Origin of the sequence: Bradyrhizobium sp. 22, assembly GCF_000482425.1 — a bacterium.
Lineage (GTDB): Bacteria > Pseudomonadota > Alphaproteobacteria > Rhizobiales > Xanthobacteraceae > Bradyrhizobium > Bradyrhizobium japonicum_B.
Window position 1 is genome coordinate 172,757 of the sequence record NZ_KI519399.1, and the last position, 15,078, is coordinate 187,834.

A 15,078-nucleotide genomic window follows, 5' to 3' on the forward strand; every position below is an offset into this window, starting at 1 on the left:
TCCGTCCCAACAGGCACCATCCGGAACTGCCGGCCCGGCTCAAACGCTACAATCTTCTCATCGCGCGACGACGAGCCCAGGTCGAGACCACTTTCGCCACCCTCAAACGCCGCATGCGACTGACCTGCATCCGCTACGTTGGTCTGATGAAGGCAAGCGGGCAGGTCCTACTCGCCTCGATCGCCTTCAACATGAGGCGGTGGGCCACGATCGCGGCCTGAGCCGCCCACCGAGGGCGACAACTACAGACTTGCCGGGCAATTGCCGTGTCCGTGTCCCTCTCTCCTGACGGCCTCAGCCTCAAAGGCCGATAATGCAACAGGCCCACAAGGGGAGAAGGGAAAAGCAGCGAGCTACGCAGTCAGCCGCTCGCCATCGCTGCCGGTAATCTTGCGCGACACCAAGCTTCCAACACGCTCGCCTGCAATCGCCACCGGCAGATAATGCTCGGTGCGGCCCTGCGCCTCGCTCTCGATCAGCACCTGCCGCGTCATTCCCACCTCCGCTTGCAGCCGCTTGCGCAGCGCCGCTTCGCCTACCGCGCGCAGCCGTTTCGCACGCTCCTTGATCGCCGGCCCCGCCACCTGCGGCATCCGCGCGGCCGGCGTGCCTGGGCGGGGCGAATAGGGGAAGACGTGCAGGAACGTCAGCCCGCACTCCTCGACGAGGTCGAGCGAACGCGAGAACATCTCGTCCGTCTCGGTCGGGAAGCCCGCGATGATGTCGGCGCCGAACACGATGTCGGGGCGCAGGCGGCGGACCTGGTCGCAGAACGCGATCGCGTCCTGCCGCGAATGCCGCCGCTTCATGCGCTTCAGGATCATGTCGTCGCCGGATTGCAGCGACAGGTGCAGATGCGGCATCAGCCGCGCGTCATCGGCGATGGCATCGAGCAGATCGGAATCCGCCTCGATCGAATCGATCGAGGAGATGCGCAGGCGCTTCAGCTCCGGCACGTGCCGCAGGATCTGCTTGGTCAGCAGGCCGAGCTTCGGCGCGCCCGGCAGGTCGGTGCCGTAGCTGGTGAGATCGACGCCGGTCAGCACGATCTCGGCATGGCCGCGCATGGCTAGCGTCCGGACCTGCTCGACCACCGCGCCCATCGGCACCGACCGCGAGTTGCCGCGGCCGTAGGGGATGATGCAGAAGGTGCAGCGATGGTCGCAGCCGTTCTGCACCTGCACGAACACGCGCGGCAGGCCGCTCGCATAGCCGTCGACGAGGTGCGGCGCCATCGCCCTGACAGCCATGATGTCGCTGACGGCCATCTTCTCGCAGGCGCCGAGGTCCAGAGCGCTGCGCGTCTCCTGCCACGCAGACGCGCGCATCTTGTCGTCATTGCCGAGGACGCGATCGACCTCGGCCATGTCGGCGAACATCGCCGCTTGCGTCTGTGCCGCACAGCCGGTCACGACGATGCGCGCACCGGGCCGTTCGCGCTTCAATTTGCGGATCGATTGCCGCGCCTGCGCCACCGCCTCGTTGGTGACCGCGCAACTGTTGATGACGATGGTGTCCTCGAGCCCGGCAGCTTCGGCTTCGCGGCGCATCACCTCGGCCTCGAAGGCGTTGAGGCGGCAGCCGAAGGTGACGATGTCGACGGCCATCAGGCGACCGGCGCGAACAGCGCCGGATCGAACCTGCCCTCATATTCGAAGGTCGCGGGGCCCGTCATCAGCACGTGGTCGTCGCGCTCGCGCCATTCGATGCCGAGCTTGCCGCCGGGCAGCGTGATCTCGACCTTGCGCTCGGCACGCTTCAGGCGCGCCGCGGCGACCGCGGTGGCGCAGGCCGCCGAGCCGCAGGCCTTGGTCAGGCCGGCACCGCGCTCCCAGGTGCGAATCGTGATGTGCTTGTCATCGACGATATGGGCGAGCGTGATGTTGGCGCGCTCCGGAAAGATCGGATGGTTTTCCAGCAGCGGGCCGAAACGCTCAAGATCGTAGCCGTCGACGTCGTCGACCCAGAAGATCGCGTGCGGATTGCCCATGCTGACCACGGAGGGCGAATGCAGGATCGGATTGTCGATCGGCCCGATCTGCAATTCGATGTAGCGGGTGTCGCGGAACTCTTCCGCCAGCGGAATGTCCTGCCAGCCGAACTTCGGCGCGCCCATGTCCACGGTGTAGAGATCGGGCGACGGACCCTGCCAGGCGTTGAGCAGGCCCGCAGCGGTCTCGAACGTCGCACTGGTCTGCCCGGTCTTCTCGAAGATGCGGCGGACCACGCAACGCATGCCGTTGCCACAGGCGCCGGCCTCCGAGCCGTCATTGTTGTAGATGCTGATGAAGGCCTCGGTGCCGCCCAGCCGCGGCCTCGAGAGCACCATGAGCTGGTCGTAAGCCACGCCGCCATTCGCGGACGCCACCGCGCGGGCGTCGTCCGGCGTCACCCGGCCAGCGGAATCGCGCATGTCGACAACGACGATCTCGTTGCCGATGCCGTTCATCTTGGCAAATGTGTGGTTGGCCAGCGCGCTCATGAAAATTCCTGAATTTCGCCCGTCTTATATGGCGATCCTTGGCCCTCTTGGCCAGTGATTTGCGGTTGCGGCAAGAGGTCTGCCAAGGACCTGCCATGACGCATCTGTCATGGGACGAATTCCGCACTCGCGTGTTAGAACGGCGCCGCTCGCCGCGAGCCGGGATGCGGGGCCGGGCTCGAGCCGGATGAGGCCTTGGTGGGCAAGGTCTTGGTGATTAAGGCCTTGGTGGTGAAGGCCTTAGTGGTGAAGGTCTTAGTGGTGAAGGCCTTGATTTTGAAGGTCTTGGGGAGAATGAAATGATCGGGTTTCGTCGTCTTGCTCTGGCCGCGCTGATCCCGGCAGCGGCCTTGTCGCTTGGCCTGCCTGAGGTTCTGGCACAAACCCCAAGCGCCGCAACGCCAAGCCCCGCAACGCCAAGCCCGGCACCGGCCGCCTCCGCAAGTCCCTCGCCGGTCCCGTCGGCGACCCCCTCCCCGGCCGCGAGCGCGTCGCCCGCACCTGCGGCAGCGCCGTCGCCAGCAGCCAGCGCTTCGCCGGCACCTGCCGCAACGCCCTCGCCCGCCGCCAGCGCCTCACCCTCGGCCAGCCCAACGGCCCCGCCGCCGGCGGCCGCTGCAACCCCCGCCCCGGTTCAGACCGCCGATCCGTTCGGCCTGGAGACCACGCTCGAGGCCAGGAAGGTCGTGATGGTCAAGGGCACCGCGAACTGGGACTCGGCCTTCGACACGCTGATCGACGCTTTCAAGGCACTGAACACGCTGCTGGACAAGCAGGGTATCAAGGCGGCCGGCAATGCGATGGTCGTCTACACCTCGACCGACGACACCGGTTTCACCTTCCTGGCCGAGATCCCGGTCGAGCAGGACCCCAAGAACTTGCCCAAGGACATGAGCATCGGCAAATCGCCGGAGGGCAAGGTGCTGAAATTCGTCCATCGCGGCTCCTACGACAACATGGACAACACCTACGAGGCGATCACCAATCACCTCGACGACAAGAGGCTGGAAGCCAAGGACACCTTCATCGAGGAATACCTCACCGACCCCCTGAAGACCGTTGAAGACAAGCTGGTGATCAACGTTTTCGTGCCGCTGAAATGAGATTCATGAAGAGCCCTGCCATCCTTGCCGCGTCCCTTGCCGCCGTTGTTGCCGCCGCGCTGCCGGCAACGCCCGCGCGCGCCGATGATTTTCCGTCCGCCATTTCGGTCAGCGGCGAAGCCAATATCTCGGTGGCGCCGGATCTCGCGCAGATCGACGCCGGCGTCGCCAACGACGCCAAGACCGCGAAAGAAGCCTCCGACGCCAACAACGCCGCGATGGGTAAGGTGCTGCTGGCGCTGAAGGGCGCCGGCATCGCCGAGAAGGATTACCAGACCTCGCGCCTGTCGCTGCAGCCGCAATACGGCCAGAACAGATCCACCGGCGCATCCCCGGTGGTCGGCTTCCGCGCCTCTAACCGCGTCACCGTCAAGATTCGCGACGTCACCAAGGTCGCGGCCATCATCGACACGCTGGTCGGCGCCGGCGCCAACGACATCGGCAACATCTCCTTCGAGGTGACGCAGGCCTCGAAGCTGCTCGACGACGCACGTGAGCAGGCCGTCGCGGACGCGCGGCGCAAGGCCGAGATCTACGCCAAGGCAACGGGCGTGACGCTCGGCGCCCCGCTGAGCGTGTCCGAGGGCGGCGCGCCGGTGCCGCTGTTCAAGCCGCGGATGGCCGACCGAATGGCCGCAGCCCCGCAGGCCGCGGTCGCGCCGGGCGAGGAGACGCTGTCGGTGACGGTGAATGTGAGCTGGGCGATCAAGCAGGTGCAATAGCTCCCGCGTCCCGGACGCGCTGCAGCGTGAAACGCTGCTGCGCAGAGCCGGGACCCAGCAGCGCATCACTAACGTGCTGCGCTGCGTCCGGGGCACGCGGAGAGACCTAAATCTCCACCACCTGTCCCGGCTGCATCGCCACGAACCGCTCCTGCGGAATCTTCGCCGCATCGAGAGCCTCGACCAGCGCCTTCGCCGGCGCATCGATCGCCTCATCCGTCAGCTGGAACGTGCCATGGTGATGCCCGAGCGCGGCCTCGGCGCCGCAATCCGCCAGCGCCTTCACCGCATCTTCCGGGTTCATGTGCTGGTCGCGCATGAACCAGCGCGGCTCGTAGGCGCCGATGGGAAGGATGGCGAGGCGCAGCTTGCCGTGCCTCTCGGCGACGCGGCGAAAATGCCGGCCATCGCCATAGCCGGAATCGCAGACGACGTAGATCTTCCCGGCCGGCGTCTCCAGGACGAAGCTCGCCCACAGCGCCTTGTTGCGATCGAACATGCCGCGCGCCGTCCAGTGCCGGGTCGGCGCCAGATGCACGGCGATGCCGCTGCCGAGCTCGACGCGGTCATGCCAGTCGAACGCCTCGACCTTGATGCTGGAATCCCAGCTGCGCATCGTGACGTCGTTGCCGAGCGGGGTGACCACGCGCGGGGCAAAATTCTTGGTGAGCCGCGACAGCGTCGCGATGTCGAGATGATCGTAGTGCCCGTGCGAGACCAGCACGACGTCGATCTTCGGCAGCTTCTCGAAGGCGATGCCGGGATCGTTGTGCCGCTTCGGCCCGGCGAAGGCGACCGGCGACACCCGCATCGACCAGACCGGATCGACCAGGATGTTGAGGCCGCCGGCCTGGATCAGCCAGCTGGCGTGGCCGACGAAGGAGAGCCGCACCTTGTCGCCGTCGACCCGCTCCGGCGGGGTGTCGGCGTGGGGGCTGGGGGCCCAATCCGGCCATGCCGCGCGCTGGCGCTTGCCGCCCAACTGCCAGCGCAGCACCTCACGCAACGATTTCGGCGGGGCTCCGTCCGGATCGAAAAAGGTGAGGCCGTCGAAATGATCGGAGACCGGGCCGTCATAGGTCTTCATACGGGACATCCAGAGCGAGGGAGCACCGACCAGGGCGCCGGCCCCGGCAAACAGTCCGAACAGGCGGCGGCGGGTGATCGGCACGGGGGTTTCAGCGGTGGTAACGGAGGCGGGTCATCAGTTCTATATGGGCGGATCCCGGCGAAAAGGAACCGGCAGCCGAAATCGCTCTCTTTTCAAGATCTTGCCCTGGCAACGCCGCCCCGGCACCCTAACTTTCCTTGACTTTTGGGCGGGAGCGGCGTTTAACCCCGCCACTTTCTCGGAAAGGCTTTCTTTTCGACCCGCCGACCGGCCCTCGGGGCCGGAGGTCAACGCCCGACAGCGCTGTGCGCCCTCGGGCGCAAAGGTGTTTGGAAGATCGTTTAGCCAAGGAAGCGGTCATCCCCGCGAAGGCGGGGCATGACAGCGGTGAACGCGGCAACCCTGCGCGAGCAGGACAAAGGACAACGGCATTGTTCGACAATCTGTCGGAACGGCTTGGCGGAATTCTCGATCGTCTGACGGGGCGCGGTGCGCTGACCGAAAAGGACGTCGACGCCGCGATGCGCGAGGTGCGCCGCGCGCTGCTGGAGGCTGACGTCGCGCTCGAGGTGGTCCGCAGCTTCACCGAGCGCGTCCGCGAGCAGGCGATCGGCGCCACCGTCGTCAAGTCGGTCACACCCGGCCAGATGGTGGTCAAGATCGTCCATGACGAGCTGGTCAATACGCTGGGCAGCGAAGGCCAGACCATCGACGTCAATTCCGTGCCGCCGGTGCCGATCATGATGGTCGGCCTGCAGGGCTCGGGTAAGACCACCACCACCGCAAAGCTCGCCCGCCGCCTGGTCCAGCGCGACAAGCGCAAGGTGCTGATGGCCTCGCTCGACGTCTATCGTCCGGCGGCGATGGAGCAGCTCGCCGTGCTCGGCCGCGACCTCGACATTCCGACGCTGCCGATCGTCGCCGGACAGCAGCCGCCGCAGATTGCCAAGCGCGCGCTGGAGGCCGGCAAGCTCGGCGGCTACGACGTCGTGCTGCTCGACACCGCCGGCCGCACCACGCTCGACGAAGACATGATGGCGGAGGCGGCCGCCATCAAAGCGGCGGCGAATCCACATGAAGTGCTGCTGGTCGCGGACAGCCTCACCGGCCAGGACGCCGTGAATCTCGCGCGCTCGTTCGACCAGCGCGTCGGCCTTACCGGCATCGTGCTGACACGTGTGGACGGCGACGGCCGCGGCGGCGCCGCGCTGTCGATGCGCGCCGTTACCGGCAAGCCGATCAAGCTGCTCGGCACCGGCGAAAAGACCGATGCGCTGGAGGATTTCCACCCCGACCGTATCGCCGGCCGCATCCTCGGCATGGGCGACGTTGTCTCGCTGGTCGAGCGCGCCGCCGCCAACATCGACGCCGAGAAGGCCGCGCGCACCGCCGAGCGCATGCGCAAAGGTCAGTTCGACCTCAACGACATGCGCGAGCAGCTGTCGCAGATGTCGAGCATGGGCGGCATCAGCGGGCTGATGGGCATGATGCCCGGCATCTCCAAGATGAAGAACCAGATCGCGGCCGCCGGTATCGACGACAAGATCCTGAAGCGCCAGGTCGCCATCATCGATTCCATGACCCGCGACGAGCGCCGTCATCCCGACCTGCTCAAGGCCAGCCGCAAGAAGCGCATCGCCGCGGGCAGCGGCCAGAGCGTCGAGCAGGTCAACAAGCTGCTGAAGATGCACCGGAACATGGCCGACGTGATGAAGGCCATGGGCTCGGGCAAGCGCGGCCCGCTCGCCGGCATCGCGCAGGCCATGGGTTTTGGCGGCGGCATGAAGATGCCGTCTCCCGAAGAGATGAAGGCCATGCAGGAGAAGATGCAGGCCGGCGGCGGCCAGGGCCTGCCGAGCCTGCCGAAGGATCTGCCGCCCGGTCTTCGCCAGGGCCTACCGAATGTGCCGGGGCTCACGGGCCTCAGCGGCAAGCCGACCCTTCCGGGGCTCGGCGGCTTCCCCGGCAAGAAGAAATGAGGAATTCGTCGCACGAGATCATCAGCGTCTCGTGCAACGCGGAATACCAATCAATCGAACAAACCGTACTTTGAAGGAGAACTGAATGTCCGTCGTTATCCGCCTCGCCCGCGCAGGCACCAAGAAGCGTCCCGTCTATCACGTCGTCGTCGCCGATTCCCGCTTTCCCCGCGACGGCCGCTTCATCGAGCGTCTCGGCTATTTCAACCCGCTGCTGCCGAAGGACAACGAGACCCGTCTCAAGCTCGACATGGAGAAGGTGAAGGCCTGGCTCGCCAAGGGCGCGCAGCCGTCGGACCGCGTGGCGCGCTTCCTCGACGCCGCCGGCGTCAAGAAGCGCGAAGCGCGCAACAACCCCGAGAAGGCCGTGCCGCGCAAGGAGCGCAAGGCGCAGGCCGAAGCCGCCGCGAAGGGCTAAGGCCAGATCATGTCGGCGCTGGTCTGCGTCGCGCGGATCGGCGCCGCGCATGGTGTTCGCGGTGCGGTCAAATTGTGGACCTTCACCGAAGATCCCTTTGCCGTGAAGCGCTATGGCCCGCTGCTGTCCAAGGACGGCAAGCGCCAGTTCGAAGTCGCACAGGCGCGTGAGGCGAAGGACCATTTGGTCGCGACGTTCAAGGGCGTCACGACCCGCGATGAGGCCGAGCGCCTCAACGGCATCGAGCTCTACGTCGCGCGCGACAAGCTGCCCGCGACGGAAGAGGACGAATATTACCACACCGACCTGATCGGGCTCGCCGCCATCACGACGGACGGCGATGCGCTCGGCCGCGTGCTCGCGATCCACAATTTCGGCGCCGGCGACATCATCGAGATCGCCCCGCCCAAGGGCGCGACGATGCTGCTGCCGTTCTCGAACGCGGTGGTGCCGGAGGTTGACGTTGCGGGAGGCCGCGTCGTGATCGCGCTGCCGCAGGAGGTCGAGGGGGAGGACAAGGACAACGATCCATCCGCGAGTCGTCCCCGCCTAGTGCGCAAAGCGCACGGGGGCGGGGACCCATAGCCACAGGCCGTGGTTTTTTAGCTAAGCTGATAGCTCCGATCATCGCAAAATGACGTGCGGTGGTTATGGATCCCGGGCTCGCGCTTCGCGCGCCCCGGGATGACGAGAACTGAGATCCGATGCCCCATCCCTCACCCTGGCGCGCGACGGTGCTGACGCTGTTTCCGGAGATGTTTCCGGGGCCGCTGGGCGTGAGCCTCGCCGGCCGGGCGCTGGCGTCCGGGATCTGGCAGCTCGAGGCGCGGGACATCAGGGCCTCCGCCACCGACCGCCACCGCAGCGTCGACGACACCCCGGCCGGCGGCGGCCCGGGCATGGTGCTGCGGGCCGATGTCCTGGCGGCGGCCATCGATGCGGCGGAGGCAGGACCCGAACGGCCACGCCTGCTGATGAGCCCGCGCGGTCGGCCATTGACCCAGGCCCGTGTCCAGGAGCTCGCCTGCGGGCCCGGCCCGCTGATCGTCTGCGGGCGCTTCGAGGGGGTCGACCAGCGGGTCATCGACAAGCGGGGGCTGGAGGAGGTCTCGATCGGCGATTACGTGCTGTCCGGGGGCGAAATCGCCGCGTTAGCCCTGATCGACGCCTGCGTCCGGCTGTTGCCGGGGGTGATGGGCAAGGAGGCCTCGGGAACCGAGGAAAGCTTCTCCGAGGGCCTGCTGGAATACCCCCAATACACCCGGCCGCAGCTGTTCGAGGGAGCTCCGATCCCGGAGGTGCTGACCTCCGGCGACCACGCCAAGGTCGCGGCCTGGCGGCGGACGCAATCGGAGGCGCTCACCGAGGCGCGGCGGCCGGATTTATGGGCCCGGATCCCGCTCAAGCCGGCGAATCGGGCCGGGCGCCAAAAAACGCCAAAAAACAAGACAGACGGGTGACAAACGCTCCGGCTTGCCTTATAGGAGCGGCCAAATCCGCAATGGCTGGATAGACGAATTTTGCGCAGCCCCCCGTTTCCAGGGCTGGGCGCGCCGATGGAGATTTACCCATGAACCTGATCAAGCAGCTCGAGCAAGAGCAATTCGACAAGCTGTCCGCCGGCAAGGACATTCCGGAATTCGGTCCCGGCGACACCGTGATCGTCAACGTGAAGGTCGTCGAAGGCGACCGCACCCGCGTGCAGGCCTATGAAGGCGTCTGCATCGGCCGTTCCGGCGGTGGCCTCAACGAGAGCTTCACCGTGCGCAAGATCTCCTACGGCGAGGGCGTGGAGCGCGTGTTCCCGGTGATGTCGCCGATGATCGACTCGATCAAGGTGGTGCGCCGCGGCAAGGTGCGTCGCGCCAAGCTCTATTACCTCCGCAACCTGCGCGGCAAGTCGGCCCGCATCGTCGAGAAGACCGAGCACGCCAAGGCTGCCGTCAACGAGTAAGCCTCGCTGCTCCATGCGAGTTTCGAAAGCGCGGGGCTCGGCTCCGCGCTTTTTTGTTGGGCCTCAAGCCGCGCATGCGGTGCCGCCCTCACCGTGCATTGAAACCACTCGCGATTTCAATTCGGCCTGCTATATATTCCTGGAATGTTTCCAGATCCGACCAGCTTCGCCCCCATCCAGCGCATCGTCATCGACGATCGCTCGCGGCTGCCTGGGCGGTTCTTCGGCCGCTTCGCGACCTCGGCAACGTCAGAGCTTATTCGCGCAGCCTGAAAGGCTGCGCTGACGATTTTGTTGCCCGCGCGTGACCGCGCACATCCGCTACCAACATTCTTTGGAGCTGACGCTCATGTCCAAGCCGACCACATTGTACGACAAGATCTGGAACGACCATCTGGTGCACGAAGCCGAGGACGGCACCTGCCTGCTCTATATCGACCGCCATCTGGTGCACGAGGTGACCTCGCCCCAGGCGTTCGAGGGCCTGCGCGCCACGGGGCGCAAGGTTCACGCGCCGGAGAAGACGCTCGCCGTCGTCGACCACAACGTGCCGACCACCGATCGCACCAAGCCGAATCCCGATCCTGAGAGCATCGAGCAGATCAAGGCGCTGGCCGAGAACGCCAAGGAATTCGGCATCGAATATTACAACGAGTTCGACAAGCGCCAGGGCGTCGTCCACGTCATCGGCCCCGAGCAGGGCTTCACCCTGCCCGGCACCACCATCGTCTGCGGTGACAGCCACACCTCGACGCATGGCGCGTTCGGCGCGCTCGCGCACGGCATCGGCACGAGCGAGGTCGAGCACGTGCTGGCGACGCAGACGCTGATCCAGAAGAAGGCGAAAAACATGCGCGTCACCGTCGACGGCAAATTGCCGGACGGTGTCACGGGCAAGGACATCATCCTGGCCATCATCGGCGAGATCGGCACCGCAGGCGGCACCGGCTACGTGCTGGAATATGCCGGCGATGCGATCAGTGCGCTCAGCATGGAAGGCCGCATGACGGTCTGCAACATGTCGATCGAAGGCGGCGCCCGCGCCGGTCTCGTCGCGCCCGACCAGAAGGCGTTCGACTTCCTGCGCGGCCGCCCGAAGGCCCCGAAGGGCGCGGACTGGGATGCGGCCATGCGCTATTGGGAGAAGCTGCGCTCCGACGACGGCGCGCATTTCGACAACGAGCTGCGCCTCGACGCCGCCAAGCTGCCGCCGATCGTGACCTGGGGCACGTCGCCTGAGGACGTCGTCTCCGTGACCGGCATCGTGCCGGACCCCGACAAGATCGCGGACGAAGCCAAGCGTCTCTCCAAGCATCGCGCGCTGAAATACATGGGCCTCACCGCGGGAACGAAGATCACCGACATCAAGGTCGACCGCATCTTCATCGGCTCCTGCACCAACGGCCGCATCGAAGACCTGCGCGCTGCCGCCAAGATCGCGGAAGGCAAGCACGTCTCCGGACATGTCAACGCCATGGTCGTGCCGGGCTCCGGCCTCGTGAAGGAGCAGGCCGAAGCCGAGGGTCTCGACAAGATCTTCATCAAGGCCGGCTTCGAATGGCGCGAGCCGGGCTGCTCGATGTGCCTCGCCATGAACCCGGACAAGCTGGCCCCGGAAGAGCGCTGCGCCTCGACCTCGAATCGCAATTTCGAGGGCCGCCAGGGCTTCAAGGGCCGCACGCATCTGGTCTCGCCGGCGATGGCGGCGGCAGCGGCAATCGCAGGCCACTTCGTCGATATCAGGGACTGGCGCTAAGCCGGCCCTGCAAATTGTAGCGATCGCGGCAAACCGCCGTTAATCGATCGCCTGACACTCTCGTCCTCGCGATGATTTTCGCGAGGACGCGTGCCCATGGCCAACAAGCCGGAATATGTCGACCTGATCAGCGAGGCCACGCGCCAGCGCCGCCGCCGCGCGGCACCCTTGCGCATCGTCGCGAAGCCCGAGATCGAGGAGACCTCGCGGCTGAGCCGCTGGCCGCCGGCGATGTTCAAGCAATGGAAGCTGGACAATCTGATGCGGTGGAAAGCTGCGTCGTGGAAGCTGAAGGACTGGCTGTAGCCGCGTTCCGGGCGTATTCCAACCATCCACGATCTTCATGCGCGCCCTCCACGAACGCGGACGGTGCCGCGACGAGAGGGGTTTTTGGAAATGACCGTCTATGCGATCGCGCAGCTGAAGATGACCGACCGCGCGGCCTATGACCGCTACCAGGCGCGTTTCTTCGATGTGTTCAGGAAATTCAATGGACGGCTGCTCGCCGCCGATGAGCATCCGCGCGTGCTCGAAGGGGCGTGGCCGCACGACAAGCTCGTCATGATGTCGTTTCCCGATGAGGCCGCCTTCCTCGCCTTCTCGAACTCACCCGACTACGAGGAGATTTCGCGCGACCGCAAGGCCGGCGCGCAGGCGACCGTGCTGCTGGTGCAGGGATTCGCCGGCTAGCAACTCACCAGAACGGGCCGTAGCCGAACACGAAGGGTGCGGGCACGCCGTAGGGATAGGGACGGTAGTGGACCGGCCGCGCGAAATAGCGGGGATCACGGCGCACGAGGGGCCGCACGTTGGGTTGGGTTCGCACAGGTCGCCGCGCATCGAAAACGGCGATCCCCGCCGAGGCCTCCGGGATCGTCACCGCTGGCGCAGCGAAAGCATGCGTCAGGCCGGCGGCGAGTGCGACAGCAACGGATAACGCAACCCATCTCGCCATGACCACCTACCAGGCTCCCGCGCCGGCTCAGCCGCGGCGCCAGTAGCAGCTCACACGCGGCACGATCACCGTGCCGCTAGGCCGAAATTCCTGCACATAGGTCGCGTTGCAGACGCGGACCGCATCGGGACCGGGATTGTAGCGCGGATAGACGCCGTCAGGTGCGTAATAGGGTGTGACGCGCAGGCGCGCGGGCGGCCGCTTGCGCGGCGCCGGGATGTCGTCCGGTGAGGCCGCCTGCGCCAGCCTGACACCGGGGGCCGCCGTCTGCGCCTCCGCGCCGACGCAAAACTGCGAAAACAACCCCATGCACAGTAGCGTCAGCGCTGTTTTTGCTCGCATTTTTCGTCCACCTGAACCGTCTTGCTCGAGCCCCACGCTCCCCGTTTTGGCGGCGCCCGTCAACCTCGCCGCGCTTATAAAGCGGGATGCATCGCCAAGAAACCCGCGCTAAGACAAGCCCATGTGGACGGAATTGAAAGCGCCCTCGCTGGCCGAGATGGAAGCGACGGCGCTCGAAATCTTCGAGGGCCTGCCGGCGGAGTTTCGCGCCCTGTGCAAAGGCGTGATCATCCGCGTCGACGACTTCCCGACCGAGGAGGTCCTCGACGAGATGGACTGCGAGAGCGAGTTCGACCTGCTCGGCCTGTTCCAGGGCGTCGGCCTGCCGCAGCAGAGCCTCGGCGACGTGGCGCGGCTGCCCAACATGGTCTGGCTCTACCGCCGGCCGATCCTGGACTATTGGGCCGAGCATGATGAGAGCCTCGGCCATATCGTCCGCCACGTCCTGATCCACGAGATCGGCCACCATTTTGGTCTGTCGGACGACGATATGGCCGCGATCGAGGCACGGGCGGAGTAGAGCACCGTTGCTGCCGCGGCTTGATCCCGCCAAGCAGACTAGCCCTGCCCAATTCGGCCTAGGATTCCCGGCTGGATCGCGATAAATACGCCTTCCCTGACCACCTGCGGGAAAGCGCAACCATGGACAAGTTCACCACGCTGGAAGGCGTCGCGGCGCCGCTGAAGATCATCAATGTCGACACCGACATGATCATTCCGAAGCAGTACCTCAAGACCATCAAGCGTACCGGCCTTGGCAAGGGGCTCTTCTCCGAGCAGCGCTACAAGGACGACGGCAGCGAGAACCCGGACTTCGTGCTCAACCAGCCCGCCTATCGCAACGCGAAGGTGCTGGTCGCCGGCGACAATTTCGGCTGCGGCTCGAGCCGCGAGCACGCGCCCTGGGCGCTGCTCGACTTCGGCATCCGCTGCGTGATCTCGACCTCGTTCGGCGACATCTTCTACAACAACTGCTTCAAGAACGGCATCCTGCCGATCCGCGTCTCCCAGGAAGACCTCGACAAGCTGTTCGACGACGCCGAGCGCGGCGCCAACGCGACGCTGACGATCGACCTGCCGAACCAGGAGATCCGCGGCCCCGACGGCGGCAAGGTCAAGTTCGAGATCGACCCGTTCCGCAAGCACTGCCTGATCAACGGCCTCGACGACATCGGCCTCACCATGGAGAAGAAGGCCTCGATCGACAGCTACGAGGACAAGCTCAAGCGCGAGCGCGCCTGGGCCTGAGATCGCTCTCTGCTTCGAGCCCCGGTGCGGTCAGCGCCGGGGCTTTTTCTTTGCCCTCGTTATCCCTATGGCTTCGCCGCATGCTGCCCGAGATCGTCACCTTCTGGCATGGCCCGATGGACGCGCTGCGCCAGACCTGTCTGCGCTCGCAGCTCGCTGCCGGCCACAAGGTCACGGTCTACAGCTTTGATCCCATTCCCGGCCTGCCGGCGGGCGTCGCCAATGCGGAGGCCGAAGCGATCCTGCCGCACGCATTCTCCGAACGCTTGCGGCCGCCGCAGCCGGACGGCAGCTGGCGCGACTGGACCATTCTGCAGTTCAGCGACTTCTTCCGCATGAAGCTGATGGCGAAGAGCCTCGGCCTCTGGCTCGATGCCGACGTGCTGCTGCTCAAGCCGGTGGAGATCGATCCGGCAAGACCCTACTTCGCCTGGGAGCGACCGCGCCAGCTCGGCAATTCCGTGATCTATCTGCCGCCCGGGCACGGCATCGTCGCCGCCTTCGAAGAGCTGATGCAGCAGGAGGAGCTGACGCCGGACTGGCTGTCGTTGCGCCACCGCATCACCTTCATGGTGCGCCGCCTGCGCGGCGGCTCCAATCGCCTCGCGGACATCCGCGTCGCGATCTACGGACCCGCGGCACTGACCGCGCTGGCGCGCCGCACCGGCGAGCTGGCATGCGCGCTGCCGAAGCAATCGTTCTACGCCGTGCATGCCGAGCCGAAACTGTTCTTCGATCCCTCCAGCTATCTCGGCCTCGTCACCAACCCTGACATCATCGGCCTGCACATCTCGCCCAAGGGCCGTGGCGGCGAAAAGCCAATTCCGGGCAGCCTGTATGCCTGGGCGACGGAGCGGTTTGTGTAGCTCTCGTGCCCCGGCAGCGCAGCGCTTCTTCAGCGGTGCGCTGCAGAGCCGGGGCCCAGCACAGCGGTGAGATGGGTCCCGGCTCTGCGCAGCAGCGTTGCACGCTGCAGCGCGTCCGGGACACGAGACCGCTTTTCACCAC

Annotated in this window: 19 protein-coding genes; 14 read left to right on the forward strand and 5 right to left on the reverse strand. The window is 66.0% G+C overall.

From position 1 onward, the window contains the following. Positions 1-221, forward strand: a 221-nt coding sequence (locus tag K410_RS36390) for a transposase (protein ID WP_155253595.1), incomplete at its 5' end; no start/stop codon positions are given. 132 nt (positions 222-353) lie between these two features. Here K410_RS36390 and mtaB read toward each other — a convergent pair. Both mtaB and dapF read right to left on the reverse strand, forming a co-directional pair. Then, positions 354-1,607, reverse strand: coding sequence for a tRNA (N(6)-L-threonylcarbamoyladenosine(37)-C(2))-methylthiotransferase MtaB (gene mtaB / locus K410_RS0102070; protein WP_028133296.1), 1,254 nt, complete (start codon positions 1,605-1,607; stop codon positions 354-356). Continuing rightward, the gene (gene dapF, locus K410_RS0102075) at positions 1,607-2,482 is read right to left on the reverse strand and encodes a diaminopimelate epimerase (RefSeq protein ID WP_028133297.1); all 876 of its coding nucleotides are present in this window, start codon (positions 2,480-2,482) and stop codon (positions 1,607-1,609) included. Before dapF ends, mtaB begins: the two co-directional genes overlap by 1 nt. 299 nt (positions 2,483-2,781) lie before the next feature. On the opposite strand from dapF, the gene K410_RS37935 reads away from it, so the two are divergent. Together K410_RS37935 and K410_RS0102090 are read left to right on the forward strand one after the other, a co-directional pair. Beyond that, positions 2,782-3,585 (forward strand): GyrI-like domain-containing protein, encoded by an 804-nt coding sequence (locus K410_RS37935; protein WP_028133298.1) that lies wholly within the window; start codon positions 2,782-2,784, stop codon positions 3,583-3,585. Further along, positions 3,582-4,307: an SIMPL domain-containing protein gene (locus tag K410_RS0102090; RefSeq protein WP_155253196.1), complete on the forward strand. Its 726-nt coding sequence runs from the start codon at positions 3,582-3,584 to the stop codon at positions 4,305-4,307. Before K410_RS37935 ends, K410_RS0102090 begins: the two co-directional genes overlap by 4 nt. A 106-nt stretch (positions 4,308-4,413) precedes the next feature. Here the strand turns inward: K410_RS0102090 and K410_RS0102095 are convergent, their stop codons facing one another. Further along, entirely contained in the window at positions 4,414-5,478 is a 1,065-nt protein-coding gene (locus K410_RS0102095) for an MBL fold metallo-hydrolase (RefSeq protein WP_028133300.1), read from the reverse strand. Between the two features lie 371 nt (positions 5,479-5,849). Between K410_RS0102095 and ffh the strand changes: the two genes are divergently transcribed. The 8 genes from ffh to K410_RS0102140 all read left to right on the forward strand — a co-directional run bounded on the left by ffh (position 5,850) and on the right by K410_RS0102140 (position 12,215). After that, positions 5,850-7,397, forward strand: coding sequence for a signal recognition particle protein (gene ffh / locus K410_RS0102100; RefSeq protein ID WP_028133301.1), 1,548 nt, complete (start codon positions 5,850-5,852; stop codon positions 7,395-7,397). Between the two features lie 85 nt (positions 7,398-7,482). Next, the gene (rpsP, locus tag K410_RS0102105) at positions 7,483-7,815 is read left to right on the forward strand and encodes a 30S ribosomal protein S16 (RefSeq protein WP_028133302.1); all 333 of its coding nucleotides are present in this window, start codon (positions 7,483-7,485) and stop codon (positions 7,813-7,815) included. A 9-nt stretch (positions 7,816-7,824) separates the two neighbouring features. After that, on the forward strand, positions 7,825-8,400 hold the full coding sequence (gene rimM / locus K410_RS36405; protein WP_049819900.1) for a ribosome maturation factor RimM: 576 nt from the start codon (positions 7,825-7,827) through the stop codon (positions 8,398-8,400). 119 nt (positions 8,401-8,519) lie between these two features. Then, a complete protein-coding gene (trmD, locus tag K410_RS0102115) occupies positions 8,520-9,275 on the forward strand; it encodes a tRNA (guanosine(37)-N1)-methyltransferase TrmD (protein WP_028133303.1) in 756 nt (251 codons plus the stop codon). Positions 9,276-9,385: 110 nt separating this feature from the next. Further along, on the forward strand, positions 9,386-9,769 hold the full coding sequence (rplS, locus tag K410_RS0102120; protein WP_028133304.1) for a 50S ribosomal protein L19: 384 nt from the start codon (positions 9,386-9,388) through the stop codon (positions 9,767-9,769). 349 nt (positions 9,770-10,118) lie between these two features. After that, entirely contained in the window at positions 10,119-11,525 is a 1,407-nt protein-coding gene (gene leuC / locus K410_RS0102130) for a 3-isopropylmalate dehydratase large subunit (RefSeq protein ID WP_028133305.1), read from the forward strand. A gap of 96 nt (positions 11,526-11,621) precedes the next feature. Continuing rightward, positions 11,622-11,831, forward strand: a complete 210-nt coding sequence (locus K410_RS0102135) for a hypothetical protein (protein ID WP_028133306.1) — start codon at positions 11,622-11,624, stop codon at positions 11,829-11,831. 90 nt (positions 11,832-11,921) lie between these two features. Further along, positions 11,922-12,215 (forward strand): DUF1330 domain-containing protein, encoded by a 294-nt coding sequence (locus K410_RS0102140; protein WP_028133307.1) that lies wholly within the window; start codon positions 11,922-11,924, stop codon positions 12,213-12,215. Positions 12,216-12,219: 4 nt separating this feature from the next. Here the strand turns inward: K410_RS0102140 and K410_RS41505 are convergent, their stop codons facing one another. Further along, the gene (locus K410_RS41505; RefSeq protein WP_028133308.1) at positions 12,220-12,480 is read right to left on the reverse strand and encodes a hypothetical protein; all 261 of its coding nucleotides are present in this window, start codon (positions 12,478-12,480) and stop codon (positions 12,220-12,222) included. Positions 12,481-12,507: 27 nt separating this feature from the next. Beyond that, entirely contained in the window at positions 12,508-12,789 is a 282-nt protein-coding gene (locus K410_RS0102150) for a hypothetical protein (protein WP_028133309.1), read from the reverse strand. 154 nt (positions 12,790-12,943) lie between these two features. Between K410_RS0102150 and K410_RS0102155 the strand changes: the two genes are divergently transcribed. The 3 genes from K410_RS0102155 (at position 12,944) to K410_RS0102165 (ending at position 14,936) form a co-directional block, all read left to right on the forward strand. Beyond that, the gene (locus tag K410_RS0102155; protein ID WP_028133310.1) at positions 12,944-13,342 is read left to right on the forward strand and encodes a metallopeptidase family protein; all 399 of its coding nucleotides are present in this window, start codon (positions 12,944-12,946) and stop codon (positions 13,340-13,342) included. 122 nt (positions 13,343-13,464) lie between these two features. After that, a complete protein-coding gene (gene leuD, locus K410_RS0102160; protein WP_027573022.1) occupies positions 13,465-14,070 on the forward strand; it encodes a 3-isopropylmalate dehydratase small subunit in 606 nt (201 codons plus the stop codon). Positions 14,071-14,150: 80 nt separating this feature from the next. Continuing rightward, positions 14,151-14,936 (forward strand): glycosyltransferase family 32 protein, encoded by a 786-nt coding sequence (locus tag K410_RS0102165; RefSeq protein ID WP_028133311.1) that lies wholly within the window; start codon positions 14,151-14,153, stop codon positions 14,934-14,936. The last annotated feature ends 142 nt before the right edge of the window (positions 14,937-15,078 follow it).